Origin of the sequence: Microbacterium keratanolyticum (assembly GCF_016907255.1) — a bacterium.
GTDB classification, from domain to species: Bacteria; Actinomycetota; Actinomycetes; order Actinomycetales; family Microbacteriaceae; genus Microbacterium; species Microbacterium keratanolyticum.
Window position 1 is genome coordinate 1,862,250 of sequence record NZ_JAFBBQ010000001.1, and the last position, 17,467, is coordinate 1,879,716.

Below are 17,467 nucleotides of genomic sequence, written 5' to 3' on the forward strand. Positions count from 1 at the left end.
CTGCGCAGCATCCGCTCGAGCTCATGGCAGACGGAGTGAATCACAGTGCACAAGGCTTTCGACGAGACCACGATCGCAGACCTGCAGGAGCAGGGGAGCCTGAAGTGGAGCCACTTCCCGGACACGATCGGCGCGTTCGTCGCCGAGATGGACTTCGGCACTGCTCCCGCCGTGCGGGATGCGATGCACGCGGCCATCGATCGCGGGCAGCTCGGCTATCTGCCGCAGCACCTGCTCACTGGCCTCGGTGAGGCGACCGCCGCCTGGCACCGCGATGCCTATGGCTGGGAGATCGACCCGGCTCGCGTGCACCACGCCTCGGATGTGCTGAACGCGCTTGAGGTCACGATCCGCCACTACTCGACCCCGGGGTCGGCCGTGATCGTGCTGACGCCGTCGTACATGCCGTTCCTGCGCGTGCCGAAGGAGTGCGAGCGCGAGATCATCGAGGTCCCGATGGTCGTTCGCGACGGTCGCTACGAGATGGATCTGGACGGCATCGAGCGGGCGTTCGAGGCCGGCGCGAATCTCTTCATCCTGTGCAACCCGCACAACCCGGTCGGGACGGTGTTCCGCCGCGACGAGCTGCTCGCGCTGAGCGAGGTCGTCGAGCGCCATGGCGGACGCGTGTTCTCCGATGAGATCCATGCGCCGCTCATCTATCAGGGCGGCACGCACGTGCCCTATGCGAGCCTGACGCCTGAGACGGCCGCGCACACCGTGACGGCGACGTCGGTGACGAAGGCGTGGAACATCCCCGGGCTCAAGTGTGCGCAGCTCATCTTCAGCAATGATGCGGATGTCGCGACGTGGAACGAGGGTGCGCAGGTGGCACGCAGTTCGGCGAGCACGATCGGCGTCATCGCGAGTATCGCCGCGTACAACGATGGCCGTGAGTGGCTCGACGGTGTCATCGAGTACCTCGACGGCAACCGTCGCGAGCTGCACGCGCAGCTGGCCGAACACCTGCCCGAAGTGACCAGCACAATGCCGGAGGGTACGTACATCGCGTGGCTGGACGCGCGCGCTCTGGGGCACGAGAACGCTTCGGTCTTCTTCCGCGAGGCGGCAGGGGTCGCGCTGACGGATGGTGTCGCCTGCGGACGTGGCTACGAGAACTACCTGCGCTTCATCTTCGCGACGCCGCGTCCGGTCATCACCGAGGCCGTGCGCCGTATGGCGGCGGCCGTTCACGGCTGAGCTACGGCGACAGCGGTTCGGGTTGCGGCCTCGGATCGGCGAAGTCGCCCGCGTTCTTGCGCATGCGCGCGACGATCGCGACGAGGTCGGTGGCGTCGTCTTCGCTGATGCCCGGGTCGGCGAAGACCTCGCGGTTGAGGGCGTCGGTGGCGTCCTCAACGAGCGTGCGTCCCGTGGGGGTGAGCTCCAGCAGGGCCGCGCGTCCGTCGTGCGGGTGCTTGTGGCGAGCAACCAGGCCGTCGCGCACGAGGCGGTCGGCCGTGCTCGACACGCTCGTGGCGTGCACCTGCAGACGGGCCACGACGCTCGACAGCGGCAGGCGTCCTTCGCGGCTGAACGCCAGCAGCCGCAGCACCTCGTAGCGGGCGAAGGACAGCTCGAAGGGCTTCAGGGTCGATTCGACGCGGGCGAGGAGCAGCTGCTGCGCGCGCATGACCGAGACGACGAGAGACATGCCGCCCGCGGCATCCGTCCATCCGTGCGCGAGCCACTGCCGCTTCGCCTCGGCGAGCGGATCGACAGGCAGCGGGTGCGATCGGGCCACGGCTCTACGGTACCGGCAGGGTGGTCGATTTCTGCGTCGTGGCGAACGGGCGGATGTCTACCTTGAACCTGAGTCGCAGAGTAGATGAGACTGAGTCTCACCGGCTAGAATCGAGAATCAAGAGCGTCGTGAGGAGTAGTCGATGAAGATCTTCGTCCTGGTCAAAGAGGTGCCTGACACCTATGGCGACCGCACACTGAGCCTTGCGACAGGACTCGCTGAACGCGGAGCGAGTGACGCCGTGCTCGACGAGATCACCGAGCGGGCACTGGAAGTCGCCCTCGTGACCGCCGCGGCGAATCCGGGTTCAGAGGTCGTCGCCGTGTCGATGGCTCCCGAGACAGCGACGGCCTCGGTCCGCCGCGCTCTCGCGATCGGTGCGGATTCGGCGGTGCACATCGCCGACGAGGCGTTGCGCGGGGCCGACCTGGGCGTCACAGCGAAGGTCCTCGCGGCAGCGATCCGCCGCGGCGCTCCCGACCTCGTCATCACCGGCAACCTCTCCACCGACGGCTCGGGCGGTGTGCTTCCGGCGATGCTCGCCGAGCACCTCGGCTTTGCGCAGGTCACGGCGCTGAGCGCGGTGCAGGTCAGCGCGGACGCCGTCACGGGCACCCGCGCCACGGACTTCGGCGCGCAGGAGGCATCCGCGCCTCTGCCTGCGGTGATCTCGATCACCGAGGCGCTGCCGGACGCTCGCTTCCCGAACTTCAAGGGCATCATGGCGGCGAAGAAGAAGCCGCTCGAGGTGCTGAGCCTCGCCGACCTCGACGTCGATATCGACCCGGCGGTCGCGCCGCAGGCGATCCTGACGGCCGTCGCCGAGAAGCCTGCCCGCGCCGCGGGCGTCAAGATCACGGATGAGGGTGACGCCGGCACACAGCTGGTCGAGTTCCTCGTGCAGAACCGGCTGGTGTGAGGACCATCATGAGCTACCCCGCAGACGCAATCCTTGTTCTCGTCGACGTGACCCCGACCGGTGACGCGGCACCCTCCACGGCAGCCCTCCTCGGTGCCGCCGCACAGATCGGCACGCCGGTCGCGCTCGTAGCGGCTCCGGCGGGCACCGCCCAGGCTGCGGTCGACGCCGCCGGATCCGCGGGTGCCGCCGTCGTGCTGACGGCCGACGCGGATGCCACAGCGCTGACCGTTCCCCTTGTCGATGCGCTGCAGGCGGCGGATGCCCTCGTGCGCCCGGACGCCATCCTGGTCTCGAACTCGATCGCCGGCCGTGATGCCGCCGGCCGCTTCGCGGCCCGCGCCGAGCGTGCACTGCTGGTCGACGCGATCGGCGTCTCCCGTGACGATGAGGGCATCGTCGCGCATCACTCCGTCTATGGCGGGGCTTACCTCACGGACTCGGCGGCGACCTTCGGCGCTCCGGTCATCACCGTGCGCCAGGGAGCCATCGATGCTCGTGCGGAGGCGCAGCAGGCGCAGGTCGAGGAACTCTCTGTCACCGCTTCCGGTGCCGCCGCAGCGTCCGTCGGCGCGATCGAAGCGGTCGAGGCGACATCCTCGCGTCCGGATCTCCGCGGCGCAGCGCGCGTGGTCTCCGGCGGACGTGGGCTCGCCTCGAAGGAGAAGTTCGTGCTCGTCGAGCAGCTCGCCGACGCCCTGGGCGCCGCCGTCGGCGCATCCCGTGCCGCTGTCGATGCCGGGTACATCCCGCAGTCGCATCAGGTCGGCCAGACGGGCGTCTCGGTCTCGCCGCAGCTCTACATCGCCCTGGGCATCTCGGGCGCGATCCAGCACCGCGCAGGAATGCAGACGGCGAAGACGATCGTCGCGATCAACAAGGATGGCGAGGCGCCGATCTTCGATGTCGCCGACTTCGGCATCGTCGGCGATCTGTTCACGGTCGTGCCGCAGGTGATCGAGGCACTCGAAGCCCGGAAGAAGTAGTCATGGTCGAGCGGATGCTGCGCCGAGGCCTGCCACGTGTCGCCGGAGGCGATCCGTGGCCGCCCGCGCTGGCCGTCGAGGTCGGGGTGAGCGCCGACGCGCCCGCCGAGTCCACCGCGCCTGCGCCTGGGGTCCCGGAAACTCCGGTCTCCGCAGACCTGAGTGCTGCAGAAACGGGACCGCTCGCAGAGCAGAGCCCAGCGGTCCCGGAAACTCCGCCGGTGCCTGCGAAAGCGGGACCACTCGGCGCGATGCGTCGCGGGCTGCCGCGCGTCGCCGACGGTGAGCCGTGGCCCCCTGCTGGCGCCGCATCGCCGGCGGGTACGCCCTCGCCAGCGGTCCCAGAAACTCCGGTCTCCGCAGGTCCTGGCGCTGCAGAAGTGGGACCGACCGTGGAGCAGAGCCCAGCGGTCCCAGAAACACCCGCGGCGGTAGCTGCGAATCCCGCGCAGGCGGGACCGGCCGCGACCATGCGCCGCGGGCTGCCGCGCGTCGAAGGGGGCGAAGGGTGGCCACCCGCCGGGCTCACCGCTCGCGTCGCGGTGGCCGAAATGGCGACGAATGCGCCGTCCGTGCCGGCATCCGAGGTCGCGGAGGTCCCCGCTGCCGCACCCGCCGCCGTGGCTCTCACGCGCGATGTCTCGACACCGCTGCCGTTCCGTCGAACGGTCTGGCAGGGTACGGCGCCGCGCCATGCGGTCGAACCAGAGCCCGAGGCATCCCGCTTCCGCCCCACCTGGCCGCAGGTGCTGGGCGGACTCATGGGAGCCGCCGCCCTGGGCATCATAGCGGGCGCGGGCATCGCGCTCGTGCGGGCGCTGCTGAGCATGTCGTTCATGCAGGACTTCCTGGCGGCGTTCCCCGGCGAATACCACCTGCCGGAGGGCACGCAGCCCGGCTTCCCCGCCTGGATCGGCTGGCAGCACTTCTTCAATGTGTTCCTCATGGTGCTGATCATCCGCTCGGGTCTGCGGGTGCGCAGCGAGAAGCGTCCGACGGTCTTCTGGGCACCGCGAGGCAACGCGAAGGGCAAGATCAGCCTGACGCTCTGGTTCCACCAGGCGCTCGACATCCTGTGGCTCGTCAACGGTGTCATCTTCGTCGTCCTGCTCTTCGTGAGCGGCCACTGGGTGCGCATCGTGCCGACGAGCTGGGAGGTCTTCCCGAATGCGCTGTCGGCGCTGCTGCAGTACATCTCGTTCGACTGGCCGACCGAGAACGGCTGGGTGAACTACAACAGCCTGCAGCAGCTGGCCTACTTCACGACCGTGTTCATCGCGGCTCCGCTCGCGGCGATCACCGGATTCCGCATGTCGGGGATGTGGCCCAAGAAGGCCGAGAAGCTCTCGAAGGCGTACCCGGTCGAGTGGGCGCGGACGCTGCACTTCCCGATCATGCTCTACTTCGTGGCGTTCATCTTCGTGCACGTGATGCTCGTGGTCCTCACCGGGTTCCTGCGGAACCTGAACCACATGTACGCCGCACAGGACGCCGTCACGTGGACCGGCTTCTGGGTCTTCGTCGCATCGATGGTCGTCATCGTCGGCGCGTGGATCGCGGCGAGACCGATCGTCCTCGCGCCGATCGCCAAGGTCTTCGGCAACGTCAGCGGGCGCTGAGCGCACAGACGAAGTGAGGGGCGGATGCTGTGCCGCATCCGCCCCTCATTCTTGCGAAGATGATCAGCGCACGAAGCGCACCTCGGTGAGCGTCTCGCCGAGGAAGGGCTCGGTGTGCGTGGCGCCGTCGAGGGTCATGCCGTTGCGCGTGTAGAAGCGGTGCGCGCGGGGGTTGTCGTCGGCCACCCAGAGGTAGACCGGCTCGTCCTTCTCGATCGCCGCATCGAAGAGGCGCTGGCCGATGCCGGTGCCGTGCCACTCCTCAAGCAGGTAGATGAAGTACAGCTCGCGGAACGCGGGGGCATCCTTGTCGCGGGCAGGACCCGAGCCCACGAAGCCCACGATCTCGCCGTCGACGAGGGCGGCGCTCATGCGGAAGTCGGGACCCTGGGCGGCCCAGTGCGTCCAGAGCTCTGCCATGCGACGGGGCGACACGTTCTTCAACGCGGCTTCGCTGATCAGGTGGTCGTAGGTCTCGTGCCAGCACTGGGCATGGACGCGACCGAGGGCTTCCGAATCGACATCACGGACCGGACGGACAATGACTTCAGGCTGGGCAACGGCGCTCATGCCGCGACTCTACGCTCGCGACGCCCCGACACGAAATCGAGACGAAATCCAGGGCGAGAAGCGCGAGGCCATCGGGTCTCTCTGTGCGTTCTCTACAACGGAATGTCGGTTCTGTGCGGTGATTGCTACGCTCGCACCTCGTGAACGTGATCTGGCGCACTCTCCTGACGATCCTCGGCGCACGACGACGTGTGCGACGCGAAGGGCACATCGACGCGACCGCCGTCGGCAGCATCCGCCTCACCACCCTGCCGACAGATCTCGACATCCTGCGGCACATGAACAACGGCCGGTACTTGTCGCTGTTCGACCTCGGACGCTGGGACCTGCTCATTCGCACCGGCCTCTTCGACGCGATGAAGGAGCGCGGCTGGTACGCCGTGGTGTCGAGCGAGACCGTCACCTTCCGCAAGTCTCTGGAGCTCTGGCAGCGCTTCGATGTCGAGTCGCGCTTCATCGGTCATGACGACAAGGCGCTGTTCCTGGAGCACCGCGCGGTGGTCGACGGTGAGGTCTATGCGCGCGTGATCGTGCGCGCGCGGATGCTGCGGCGCAGCGGTGGCACGATCTCGCATGAAGAACTCTTCGGTGCGCTCGGACGCCCAGAGGGCGTCCCCGACATCGACGAGTGGATCCACGACTGGGCCGTCGCCAGCGCCCTGCCGCCGACGAAGAAGCCCGCGCCGAGCGTCTGGGCGTGATGCGTCCGCGTCGTCAGCTCGTCGGCGCCTGTCGGCGGGCGAGCGTGCGGCGCAGCGCCGGTCCGAAGAGCGCGACGAGAGTGGCGAAAAACGCCCAGAGCGCGAGGGCGGTGAGCGCGACATTGCCTGCGAGCGCCAGCCCGTCCACGGTGGTGGGGAGCGGGGCGACGCGATCGCCGATGATCCGGACGACCGTCGGATAGTCCGAGAACGTATATCGACTGAGGTCCTGGTGGTACCAGGGGATCGGCCATCCGAACGCGACGCTGCGCATGGCCTCAGCCGAGCGCACCGTCACCGGAACCATGTGTGCGATCGTCCACGTCGTCGCGAGTGCGGCGAACAGCAACCCGGCGATCATCGCGATCCGCTGCGACCAACGCCCGTGCAGCGCCCGCGTTGATACGCGCTCGGGGGAGTCAGGCTGCGTCATTCCAGGCCTCCAGGAAAGCGCGCTTCTGTGGCGTGGCATCGCGGATCTCGGCCGGATCGCCCGCGCGCGCGGCGGAGAAGCAGAGGGTGTCGCCCGGCCATTCGACGCAGACCCGCTCGTTGCCGTCGGACAGCGCCCGCAATGCCCGCGCGGAGGAGACCAGAGCAGACTCCGACGGTGGGGTGCGGAGCCCGAGGTCGAGGGAGATTCCCTGCACGGTGCTGACGGAGGTGACGCCATCGTCCGCGGCGAGGGCGTTCACCAGAGAGAGGCGCTCGGCGAGGTCGTCGGGCGTCGCCGTGACCCGCAGCGACGGCGCATCGGCGGGCCCGACTGTCACTTCGAGGGTGGAGAACTCCGCTGCTTCCGGGGCGTCCGAGAGAGCTGCGCCGAATGTGCCGGCGCTCTCGCGCGAGTCGAATCGGAACGATGCCGTGCGATCGTCGGTCCAGACCGCGAGGAGCCCCGTGTGCGCGGCGGCGTCGAGACCGGAGAGCAAGGCTCGCGTGGTGGCCCCACTCGCCCCTGGCGCCAGCGTGACCAGATCGCTCTGCACGAACACGTCGACGGGCGCGCCATCGAGGAGGGAGGCCGCGAGAGTCGCTGCGGCGCCCGCGTCGTTCTCGTCGGGCACTTTCAGGGTCAGCTCGGTCGCCGACACCCGGAACGCGCGGAGGGGCAGGGCGGCGAGGATCCCGCCGTACACCTCGCGCGCCGTCTGCAGCCACGGTCCCGGTCGTCCCTCGACGTGCACGGCGACAGAGGCGTCGCCGGGAGTCTCCACCGTCAGCGCGGCATTCCGCGCGGCGGCGGGCAGCGCCTTCTCCGACTCGGCGAACAGGGCGAACACGTCCGTGGGTGCGGCGACGACCAGGCTCACGTGATCGACCGTGCGCCGAGAGTCCGAGGAGCGAACGGCGCCGGAGACGACACGCGAATCAGAGTGATAGTTCTCGACAAGGTCGAGCACATCCTCGTTCGCGGGGCGGTCGATCAGAACGGGGAAGCGCCATCCATCGGCGTCGAGGTCGATCCGGTAGCGCGGATCCGACGCATCGCCGATCAGGTCTTCTCCGAACCCCCGCACGTCCTCAGAGAAGGCGCGCCTCTGCGCGTCATCCAGGTCGGGGCGAAGGAAGACCGTGCCGCCCACGCCACCGGTGAAGGGCATGTTGTCGGCGGTCGACAGGTCGAGGCGCTCGACCGCCGGGGCATCCGCGAACTCCCGGGTGAAGTCCGCGACCTCCGCGCTTCCTGCCAGACAGCCCGTGAGAGACATCGCGGCTGCGCATGCCACGGCGACGGCCAGCAGGCGTTTCGGTCTCGACATTCGGCGCATCCTGCCTCACTCTAAGCGACGAGATCGCGCGCCGTGCGCGGTAGCGTAGGCGCGTGCTCTCGATTCTGCCGACGTTCGGTCGCGTGCTGTGGCGGCACTGGCCCGCCCTTCTCGCATGGGCGCTGATCGGTGAGCTTGGCAGCTATGCCGCGATCGAGATCTCGGGTTTCGTCGGCGCGTACACCTCCGTCGGCGGTCTGCTCCTGCTGCCGCTCGCGGTGCTCGTGCGACTGGTGAGCTTCGTGGCGATGTTCCTCGTCATCCGCGATGCCCTGCAGAACCTTCAGGCGCTGGCTCCTGTGCCAGCATCGCCCGCGGAACGGCGCAGAACCTTCGTCGATGCGCTGCTGCTCAGCATCCTGCCGTTCTTCGCTGTCTATGCGGCATGGGGGATGCTGCGCGATGACGTCACGGCATACTCCGAGCGTGCGCTGGAGGTGCGGCAGGGGCTTCGCTTCGAGTCGATCCTGAATGGCTCGACGCTGGCAGAGGACGCCGTCACCAACATCGCCTTCAGCCCCCTGACGGTGTCGATCGTGCTGGTCGCCTTCTCCGCGCGCTGGCTGGTGAAGCGCTTCGCGGAGCGGCTTCCGAAGATCGCCGCGGTCATCTCTGTCTACCTCGAGGCCGCCTGGGTCTTCTTCACCGCCTTCTTCGTGTCGAACGCCATCGGCTCAGTGACCGGATGGATCGACAGCCGCATCGCCACGCAGTGGCTGGCGGATGCGCGGCAGTGGTTCAGCGATCAGCTCGTGCCGGTCGCCTGGATCTGGGACTTCGTCGAATGGGCACTGGGCGCGATCGGCGGTGTGATCCTGGAGCCGCTCGCCTGGCTCGCGATCGCGGGCGTCATCTACGGTCAAGCGATCGCGCCGGAGCGGCTGCGCGTGAAGTTCCGTTCCGTGGAGGCCGCGAAGGGGCGCTACGAGCGCGTGCCCGAGGTGGTGCGTGCGCGCATCGATGACGTCGCGGACGACTTCATCGGGCGCTTTCGGCCGATCGGTCGATCGCTGCTGTTGATGTTCCGTTCTGGGCCGCTGCTGCTTGCGGGTTTCGTGTTCGCGCACGCCCTGCTGATCTTCGTGGAGAACTCCATCAAACCGGCGATCGTGCTGCTGTTCGGACCACAGGACCTCTACACGTTCTGGATCGTCGCCGACACCTTGATCTTCACGCTCGTGGCGCTGCTCATGGAGCCGCTGCGCGTCATCGTCGTCGCAGTCTTCTATGACGCGACCCTGGGCGGTCTGCGCAGGTCGGTCGCCGCAGAAGCGACGAAGGCGGATGCTGCCGCGCAACCGCCCGCCGCCGCGCAACCACCCAGTCCTGCGGGCCCGGCTACGGATCGATCGTGAAGCGGATGAACTCCGGACTCGTGAGTGTGTCGATCTCGACCCAGTAGGGCCCCTCTGCGTCGTCGGGCACGACGAACGGCACGAAAATGTCGAACGGCGCGGACTGATCGGCCAGACAGTCGGTGGGCTCTTCGGAGTCCGAGGGCAGACCGATCTCGGTGCGGACCTGCGTCCAGCGGCGGCCGGTGCGCTGCTCGACGAGTTCCGGAGCCTCGCAGTTCGTCTTCTCACCCTGCACATCGACGGGAATCTGCACGAGGATCAGGCTGCTGCCCGGTGGAACATCGAAGCCCTCGTCCGTCGCGAACGCCTTGGACTTCACCGGTCCCCAGATCGCGTCGGCGTGCGTGACGACGCCGTCCTCGTCCTGGTCGATCGCGATCACGGGCCGTCCAGAGAAGTATCCCCACCATTCGTAGGAGCCGATCACGCCCACCGCGACGGGAAACAGGACGGCCACGGCCCCCAGGGCGAGTCGATTGCGGCGCCACCAGGTCTCGCGCGGGGGCGCTGCCGGCGCAGCATCCGCGCTCGCCGGTGCTACGAGCGGTGGGGCCAGCGGCGGCGCAAGCGGGTTCTGAGCGTCTTCGGGAAGAGTCATCGTGCCGACCAGCCGTTCGGGAGCAGCTCGGCGTCGGCGGCGACGGGAAGCGCATCGAGGTCGATGGGCACCTGGATGACCGAGTCGCCACGGGTGTCGCTGCCGGTCGAGAACGAGAGGACGGCGGTTCCGGTGAGCGCGCCCTCCGGAAGCTCGAACGCGACGCTGCCGGAGCGCGGCACACCGGCCACGAGCCGCTGCCCGAAGAACGATTCCATGCGTTCGCTCGCCCGGAATGTCAGGTCGCCGATCTGAAGGGTCACCCCGCGCAGTCCGGCGGCCGACGAGACCACGGCGGCGGCGTCGAGGTCGACGACGAGCCAGGTGCCCGGGGCCTGCCAGGTCGGTGTGGACGCCCCTCGCGCGGCGCGCACATCAGTCACGGTCGCGACGATGTTGCGTCCGCCCGCTTCCTCGCCGATCTGGGCCGTGACCACGTGCGCGGGTTCGATCGCGTACTCCGGCGGAGTCGCAACGCCCACACCCCAGGCCGCGACCAGGAGGACCGCCGCTCCCGCCCACGGGGCGGCGCGGCGCAGCCAGGTCTGCGCGGTCATGGCGTCGCCTCCACGTAGGCGGTGCCGAGCCCGATGTCGTCGACCGTCACCGTGACGTAAGCGCCGGTGCGAAGGTCCGTCCAGTACTCGCCGCTGACGACCATCGTGCCGACCGTCTCGACGGCGGTGGGCAGTCGGAGGCGGATCTCGTCTCCGTCGTGGAGCGTGTCGGCGGCGACCTGCCACGACAAGATGAGGCGTACGGGCACGTTCGGCTGCAGGTAAGGATTGAAGTTCGGCTCGTCGATGCGGGCGACGCTGGCATCTCCGTTGAGGATGCTGGTGGTCTCGTCGACATCACGCGTCTCGACATCGACGAGCGTGATTCCCCGCGCAGCGTCGTAGCCGTAGGACGTTCGTGCTTCCTCGTCACGGTTGACGACATCCAGCACCACCGTCAGCACGCGGTCATCGCCATCGTGTGCCGGAGAGACGCCTGATCCGCTGCGCTCATCTGCGAGCTCGGCGCTCACGACGGTCATCTCCAGCTCGGCGCCGAGGAACATCTGCCCCGCGCTGAGCTCGGGGATCGCGGGCTTCGCGACTTCGGCGGCGCCGCCGAAGGCAGCCGTCGCGCCCAGGAAGGCGAGCGTGCAGATCGTCGCGATCCACTTCGTTGGCACGCGATCGTTGACCGCGCGCGCCCAGCGGCGGGGCGACCACCTCGGGGGAGCGGATGGCGGAGCAGCAGCAGCGGGGGCTGCAGCATCCGCGCCGCCTGCGCTCTGCTCACTCGTCACGCCACACAGCCTAAAGCCGCGAGCGTGAGATTCTGCGCGCCGCCGGGGTGTGCAGAGAACAAGGCCGCGACGCAGGGGGATGATGGAACCACCGCCCGATGCCGTGCGGACCGTTCGATGAGAAAGACCCGATCGCTCTGATGCCGCAACCACTGTCCGACGAGACCCGAGAACGCGCCGAGAAGGCGATCGTTCTGACGCAGCGGTGGATCGCGGAAGCATCCGTCGCCGAGGTGGATCCTGCGGCCGAGCGGCTCGCCGGGGTGCTGCACGACCCGCAGGGGCTGCCGTTCACGGTCGGCTTCATCGACGGCGTCATGCGCCCTGAGAGCCTCGCCGCCGCTGCGACGCAGCTCAGCAGGGTCGCCCCGCTCGCCCCGGGCTTTCTGCCCTGGTATCTGCGCGCGGCTGTGCGCGTGGGAGGTGGCGTCGCGCCGGTTCTGCCGACGCCGGTCGTGCCGATCGCCCGGCGGATGCTGCGCGAGATGGTGGGCCACCTCGTGGTGGATGCCCGCCCGAAGAAGCTGGGGCCGGCTCTCGCGCGGATTCGAGAGAACGGCTCGCGGCTCAACCTCAATCTCCTCGGAGAGGCCGTGCTCGGCGAGAAGGAGGCGCAGCGTCGACTCGATGGCATCCACGAGCTCATCCGCCGAGCCGACGTGGACTACGTCTCGGTGAAGGTCTCGGCGATCGCCAGCCGCCTGTCGATGTGGGCGTTCGACGATGTCGTCGAGGATGTCGCCGCTCGTCTGCTGCCGCTGTACCTGACGGCCGCGAGCGATGGCACCTTCATCAACCTCGACATGGAGGAGTACCGCGACCTCGATCTGACGATCGCGGTGTTCACGCGGATTCTCGAAGACCCCCGCCTGAAGAATCTCGAAGCGGGGATCGTCCTGCAGGCGTACCTGCCCGATGCCCTTCCCGCGCTGCGGGAGCTCACCGCCTGGGCCGTCGATCGTGTCGAGCACGGCGGCGCGCGCATCAAGGTGCGTCTCGTCAAGGGCGCGAACCTCGCGATGGAACGCGTCGAGGCCACGATGCACGGCTGGGCGCGTGCCCCCTATGACCGCAAGGCAGACACGGACGCGAACTATCTGCGGTGCCTGAACGAGGCGCTGCGTCCGGAATCGACGAAGGGCGTGCGCATCGGCGTCGCCGGGCACAACCTGTTCGACGTCGCCTATGCGTGGCTGCTCGCCGGCGACCGTGGGGTGCGCGACAGCGTCGAGTTCGAGATGCTGCTGGGCATGGCAGAGGGCCAGGTGCGCGCGGTCAGCCGCGAGGTCGGTCGGGTTCTGCTGTACGTGCCGGTCGTGAAGCCCGCGGAGTTCGATGTCGCGATCAGCTACCTCGTGCGTCGCCTGGAAGAGAACGCCTCAGACGAGAACTTCCTCTCCTCGGCGTTCCGGCTGCACGCGGATGCTGCGCTCTTCGACCGCGAATGCGAGCGCTTCGTCTCCTCCCTGGAGCGATCCTTCGACACGACCCTGCCGATCGGACCGCGGCGTACGCAGAACCGTCTCGCGCCGGTGCACGAGTCCTTCGCACGCCCGCTGGACAACGCCGAGGCGGATGTGGCAGAGCTGACCGCCGCGGTTCTCGGCATCGGACAGGATGCCCGCGACGACGACGGTTACGTCGAGACCGCCGTGTACTCGTCGCGAGAGCATTCGCCGCTCGTCTCCGCGTTCGGTGATCCGCTGGCGCTGCCGCAGGGAGCCCCTGGCTTCCTGAACACCGCCGACAGCGACCCCGCGCTTCCCTCGACGCGCGAGTGGGCGCGGGGAATCCACGCCCGCATCGCGGAGTCCGCACTCGGTGAGGCGACGGTGCGCGCCGCGCGCATCAAGGACGCGGAGACCCTGGAGCGGACGATCGTGCGCGCCGCTGCGGCCGGCGCCGAATGGGGTGCGCGCCCCGCCGCGGAACGCGCCGAACTTCTCTCCCGCGCCGGTGTGGTGCTGGAAGCGCACCGTGCAGAACTCATCGAGGTCGCTGCATCCGAGACCGGCAAGGTTCTCTCAGAGGCCGATGTCGAAGTTAGCGAGGCGATCGACTTCGCCCGCTACTACGCAGCGAAGGCCAAAGAGCTCGACACGATCGCGGGTGCCGCGTTCGTGCCGGCGGCTCTCACGGTGGTCACGCCGCCCTGGAACTTCCCGCTCGCGATCCCCGCGGGCGGCGTGCTCGCCGCGCTCGCCGCAGGATCTGCGGTCGTGCTGAAGCCGGCGCACCAGGCGCGGCGCTGTGCCGCCCTGCTCGCCGAAGCGCTCTGGGAAGCCGGCATCTCGCGGGACGTGCTGACACTCGTCGACCTCGATTCGCGCGACCTCGGACAGCACCTCGTCGCGCACCCGAGCGTCGATCGGGTGATCCTCACCGGCTCGTGGGAGACCGCGGCGCTGTTCCGCAGCTGGCGTCCGGACCTGCCGCTGCTCGCCGAGACGAGCGGCAAGAACGCGATCATCATCACGCCCTCCGCGGACGTGGATCTCGCGGTCGCCGACCTCGTCAAGAGCGCGTTCGGGCACGCCGGGCAGAAGTGCTCGGCGGCGTCGCTGGCGATCCTGGTCGGACCCGTCGGGCGGTCGAAGCGCTTCGCGCGACAGCTGTCGGATGCGGCGCGCTCGATCCGCGTCGGCCTGCCGAGCGACCCGCGGGCTGAGATGGGGCCCGTGATCGAGAAGCCGACGGGCAAGCTCGCGTGGGCGCTGAACACGCTCGAAGCGGATGAGCAGTGGCTGCTGAAACCGCAGTCGCTCAGCGAGGACGGGAAGCTCTGGAGCCCCGGCATCCGCGTCGGCGTGCAACCGGGCTCACGCTTCCACCAGGAGGAGTTCTTCGGGCCGGTGCTGGGCATCATGCATGCGCCGTCGCTCGCGAAGGCCATCGAGTTGCAGAACGGGGTCGCGTACGGGCTGACCGCAGGGTTGCACACCCAGGACCCGGAGGATCTCGGGTTCTGGCTGCGCCGCGTCGAGGCCGGAAATCTGTACGTCAATCGCGGCATCACCGGGGCGATCGTGCAGCGGCAGCCGTTCGGCGGATGGAAGCGCTCGGCCGTCGGGCCCGGGGCGAAGGCAGGCGGCCCGAACTATCTGATCGGACTCGGCTCGTGGAAAGCGACGAGCGGCGGGGCGCCGTCGAGCACACTGCATCTGCGCGGGCTCGACACCCGGATCACGGCGCTCATCGAGGCCGCGCAGCCGTCGCTGGACTTCGACGGCTTCGAATGGCTGCGCCGTGCGGCGCTCGCCGATGCCGTCGCCTGGGATCGGGAGTTCGGGAGGGTCCGTGACGTCTCTCGCCTCGGCGTGGAACGCAACCTCTTCCGCTATCGCCCCGTGCCGGTCGCCGTGCGGGCTGCGGGCGATGCGCCATGGCGGGAGCTGCTGCGTGTCACGATCGCCGCGATCCGGGCGGGTTCGGACTTCACGCTGTCGACGCCGGTCGGTCTTCCGGCTGCCGTGCGCCGCGTGCTCGGGGAGCTGAGAGTTCCGGTGTCGGTCGAGACGGACGACGAGTGGATCGAGCGGATGCGTCGTCGCGGCGATGCCGTCGGGATCGATGCGGATGCCACGGGCGATTCCGTCGTCGCGGTGCCCGCGGCGCGCACTCGCATCATCGGCGGGGCGGCAGCTGTCGCAGCACTCCACCGGGCGCTCGCGGAGGCCGTCGACGGCGATCCTGACCTCGCGGTGTACGACGGAGAGGTCACGACGGCCGGCCGTATCGAGCTGCTGCCGTTCGTGCGGGAGCAGTCGATCGCGATCACGGCACATCGCTTCGGGCATCCGGATGCCTGGTCGGAGGACGTCATCTGAGCCGTGCGCGTGCGCTCCTGCGGGAGCTCTGGCTCGCGGAGGGGCGTGTCGCGTGCGGCGCGTCGTGCGGCGCGCGTTTCGCCCGCACGGGGACACAGATTCCGGATGGCGCAGTGCGCAGCATCCTGAATCGCGACCCACGCATGTAAATAATTCTTGACACCTACGCCTGGTTGGGCATATCTTTCTGCATGTAAAGAAACTTTGACATGCAGGAGGTTGTCATGGCCTACGAAGAACGCAACGTGTGGGCGTCGCTCGTCGTGAGCGTCATCACGCTCACGACCTACATCGTGCTCGTGTTCCAGCAGGCTGGCGACGGGCCGCTCACCGACGTCGACTGGTTCCCGCTCATGCTCTGGACGATCGGCGGCGGCATCGTCGCCGTTATCGTCATCAGCATCCTGTGGGGAATCATCGCCGGCGCGCGTGACCGCGACGGCATCGGCACGGCAGACATCCGCGATCGCGACATCAGCCGCATGGGCTCCCGCGTGGAGCAGGCCTTCGTCGTGATCGCAGGCCTCGGCGTGATCGTCCTCTGCGCGGTCAACGCGCACGTGTTCTGGATCGCCAACACGATGTTCCTCGGCTTCGCGGTGGCTGCGCTCGTCGGCGGCATCGCCCGGGTCATCGCCTACCGGCGGGGTCTCGTCTGATGGTCAAGCCCACGCTCGTCACCAACGTGATCCGTGAGCACCGTGAAGCCGCCGGGCTCACACAGGCCGAGCTCGCTCGCCAGATCGGCGTCACCCGCCAGACCCTCATCGCGATCGAGCAGGGCAGGTATTCGCCGACGCTCGAACTCGCATTCCAGATCGCACGAGCCTTCCGGCTCCCGCTCGACGACATCTTCCAGTACCCCGGCGCCTGAACGCACGACCGAACGAGAGGTGTGACATGACTCAGAAGACCGCGGCGCTGCCGCACACCATGACCGCCTGGCAGCGTGAAACCTACGGGTCCGCAGGGGGCACGCACCTCGCGCGGATACCCGTGCCGACGCCCGGTCGGGGCGAGGTTCTGCTGAAAGTGCGCGCTACCACGCTGAACGCCGCGGACGTGCGCATTCTGCTCGGCGACCCCCTGCTCGTTCGGCCCGTGTTCGGGTTGCGGCGGCCAAAGCAACCGGTACGAGGGATCGACGTCGCAGCCACCGTGGTCGCGATGGGCCCGGACGCCACGGGGGTCACGCGCGGAGACGAGGTCATCGTCGAGCTCCCCGGAGGCGGCGGGCTCGCCCCCTACGCGGTGGCTCCCGCCGAAAGACTTGTGAAGCGGCCGGCGACGCTCGCCCCGGAGGCCGCGGCGTGCCTGCCGATCGCCGGGGGGACCGCGTGGCAGGCGCTGGATCTGGCGGGTGTCGACGAACAGACCGGACGGGTGCTGATTCTCGGCGCCTCGGGCGGCGTGGGCACCTTCGCCGTGCAGCTCGCCGCGCTGCACGGTGCCGAGGTCTGGGCCACCTGCGGTGAACGCAACCGCCCTCTCGTCGAGGGGCTCGGTGCGGTGCGGACGTTCGATCACCGCACCTCACCGCTCGACGACCTCCCCTCCGACCATTTCGACGCCGTGATCGACATTGCGGGCGGGGTGTCGTTGCGTGCGCTGCAGCGGCTTGTGGCCCCGGGCGGGACGGTCGTGCTCGTCGTCGGCGATGGCGGTCACGTTCTGGGACCCGTTCCGCGGATGATCCGTGCGGCATTCCTGTCGATCGGATCGAGGCGACGCATCCGCCCGCTGGCTGCGACGGCCAAGCGCGAGATCGTGCGTCAACTGGCGGCGCTCGCCGCAGACGGGCGGATCGCTCCGGTGATCGAACGCGAATGGCCGTTCGAGGAGGCATCCGCAGCTCTCGCCCATGTCGAAGGCGGACATGCCGTCGGCAAGGTCGTCGTGCGGGGCGCAGCATCCGCTGAATGAATCGCCCGCCGGATCTGGTGCCTCACAGCACGAGGATGCGACAATACTTCTGGCGTGCCTGAGTCGCATCTTCCCCGCATGGTTCTTCGGAGCGCGGGTCGAACTTCCGCCAGGCCCCTGGACAGCGTCCGCCGCGCCCCTCTCGAGGAGGAC

Annotated in this window: 17 protein-coding genes; 10 read left to right on the forward strand and 7 right to left on the reverse strand. The window is 68.8% G+C overall.

The window, feature by feature from the left end:
- Positions 1-45: 45 nt before the first annotated feature.
- Positions 46-1,200, forward strand: a complete 1,155-nt coding sequence (locus tag JOD62_RS08920) for a MalY/PatB family protein (protein ID WP_271171492.1) — start codon at positions 46-48, stop codon at positions 1,198-1,200.
- 1 nt (position 1,201) lies between these two features.
- Here the strand turns inward: JOD62_RS08920 and JOD62_RS08925 are convergent, their stop codons facing one another.
- Positions 1,202-1,744 (reverse strand): MarR family winged helix-turn-helix transcriptional regulator, encoded by a 543-nt coding sequence (locus JOD62_RS08925; RefSeq protein ID WP_204938946.1) that lies wholly within the window; start codon positions 1,742-1,744, stop codon positions 1,202-1,204.
- Between the two features lie 142 nt (positions 1,745-1,886).
- On the opposite strand from JOD62_RS08925, the gene JOD62_RS08930 reads away from it, so the two are divergent.
- The 3 genes from JOD62_RS08930 to JOD62_RS08940 are packed head-to-tail and all read left to right on the forward strand — an operon-like array spanning position 1,887 to position 5,268.
- Positions 1,887-2,663 (forward strand): electron transfer flavoprotein subunit beta/FixA family protein, encoded by a 777-nt coding sequence (locus tag JOD62_RS08930; protein WP_204938947.1) that lies wholly within the window; start codon positions 1,887-1,889, stop codon positions 2,661-2,663.
- Between the two features lie 8 nt (positions 2,664-2,671).
- On the forward strand, positions 2,672-3,649 hold the full coding sequence (locus tag JOD62_RS08935) for an electron transfer flavoprotein subunit alpha/FixB family protein (protein WP_204938948.1): 978 nt from the start codon (positions 2,672-2,674) through the stop codon (positions 3,647-3,649).
- A gap of 2 nt (positions 3,650-3,651) precedes the next feature.
- Positions 3,652-5,268, forward strand: coding sequence for a cytochrome b/b6 domain-containing protein (locus JOD62_RS08940; protein WP_204938949.1), 1,617 nt, complete (start codon positions 3,652-3,654; stop codon positions 5,266-5,268).
- 63 nt (positions 5,269-5,331) lie between these two features.
- Here the strand turns inward: JOD62_RS08940 and JOD62_RS08945 are convergent, their stop codons facing one another.
- Positions 5,332-5,838, reverse strand: a complete 507-nt coding sequence (locus JOD62_RS08945; RefSeq protein ID WP_204938950.1) for a GNAT family N-acetyltransferase — start codon at positions 5,836-5,838, stop codon at positions 5,332-5,334.
- A gap of 140 nt (positions 5,839-5,978) precedes the next feature.
- On the opposite strand from JOD62_RS08945, the gene JOD62_RS08950 reads away from it, so the two are divergent.
- Entirely contained in the window at positions 5,979-6,539 is a 561-nt protein-coding gene (locus JOD62_RS08950) for an acyl-CoA thioesterase (RefSeq protein ID WP_204938951.1), read from the forward strand.
- 13 nt (positions 6,540-6,552) lie between these two features.
- On the opposite strand, the gene JOD62_RS08955 is transcribed toward JOD62_RS08950, so the two are convergent.
- Together JOD62_RS08955 and JOD62_RS08960 are read right to left on the reverse strand one after the other, a co-directional pair.
- Positions 6,553-6,972, reverse strand: coding sequence for a hypothetical protein (locus JOD62_RS08955; RefSeq protein ID WP_204938952.1), 420 nt, complete (start codon positions 6,970-6,972; stop codon positions 6,553-6,555).
- On the reverse strand, positions 6,959-8,302 hold the full coding sequence (locus JOD62_RS08960; RefSeq protein ID WP_204938953.1) for a hypothetical protein: 1,344 nt from the start codon (positions 8,300-8,302) through the stop codon (positions 6,959-6,961). Before JOD62_RS08960 ends, JOD62_RS08955 begins: the two co-directional genes overlap by 14 nt.
- 62 nt (positions 8,303-8,364) lie before the next feature.
- Between JOD62_RS08960 and JOD62_RS08965 the strand changes: the two genes are divergently transcribed.
- Positions 8,365-9,666: a hypothetical protein gene (locus JOD62_RS08965; RefSeq protein WP_204938954.1), complete on the forward strand. Its 1,302-nt coding sequence runs from the start codon at positions 8,365-8,367 to the stop codon at positions 9,664-9,666.
- On the opposite strand, the gene JOD62_RS08970 is transcribed toward JOD62_RS08965, so the two are convergent.
- Genes JOD62_RS08970 through JOD62_RS08980 form a run of 3 tightly spaced genes read right to left on the reverse strand, consistent with a single transcriptional unit; the run spans position 9,650 to position 11,564 of the window.
- A complete protein-coding gene (locus JOD62_RS08970; RefSeq protein ID WP_204938955.1) occupies positions 9,650-10,267 on the reverse strand; it encodes a hypothetical protein in 618 nt (205 codons plus the stop codon). The genes JOD62_RS08965 and JOD62_RS08970 overlap by 17 nt on opposite strands.
- Entirely contained in the window at positions 10,264-10,824 is a 561-nt protein-coding gene (locus JOD62_RS08975) for a DUF4352 domain-containing protein (RefSeq protein ID WP_204938956.1), read from the reverse strand. Before JOD62_RS08975 ends, JOD62_RS08970 begins: the two co-directional genes overlap by 4 nt.
- A complete protein-coding gene (locus JOD62_RS08980; RefSeq protein ID WP_204938957.1) occupies positions 10,821-11,564 on the reverse strand; it encodes a hypothetical protein in 744 nt (247 codons plus the stop codon). The genes JOD62_RS08975 and JOD62_RS08980 overlap by 4 nt, the downstream gene beginning before the upstream one ends.
- 140 nt (positions 11,565-11,704) lie before the next feature.
- On the opposite strand from JOD62_RS08980, the gene JOD62_RS08985 reads away from it, so the two are divergent.
- The 4 genes from JOD62_RS08985 (at position 11,705) to JOD62_RS09000 (ending at position 17,314) form a co-directional block, all read left to right on the forward strand.
- Positions 11,705-15,391, forward strand: a complete 3,687-nt coding sequence (locus tag JOD62_RS08985; protein WP_204938958.1) for a proline dehydrogenase family protein — start codon at positions 11,705-11,707, stop codon at positions 15,389-15,391.
- Between the two features lie 224 nt (positions 15,392-15,615).
- On the forward strand, positions 15,616-16,050 hold the full coding sequence (locus JOD62_RS08990; protein WP_204938959.1) for a hypothetical protein: 435 nt from the start codon (positions 15,616-15,618) through the stop codon (positions 16,048-16,050).
- Positions 16,050-16,265 carry a helix-turn-helix transcriptional regulator gene (locus JOD62_RS08995; protein WP_204938960.1) on the forward strand — a complete coding sequence of 72 codons (216 nt, stop codon included), beginning with the start codon at positions 16,050-16,052 and terminating at the stop codon, positions 16,263-16,265. Before JOD62_RS08990 ends, JOD62_RS08995 begins: the two co-directional genes overlap by 1 nt.
- 26 nt (positions 16,266-16,291) lie before the next feature.
- Positions 16,292-17,314 carry an NAD(P)-dependent alcohol dehydrogenase gene (locus JOD62_RS09000; RefSeq protein WP_204938961.1) on the forward strand — a complete coding sequence of 341 codons (1,023 nt, stop codon included), beginning with the start codon at positions 16,292-16,294 and terminating at the stop codon, positions 17,312-17,314.
- Positions 17,315-17,467: the final 153 nt, after the last annotated feature.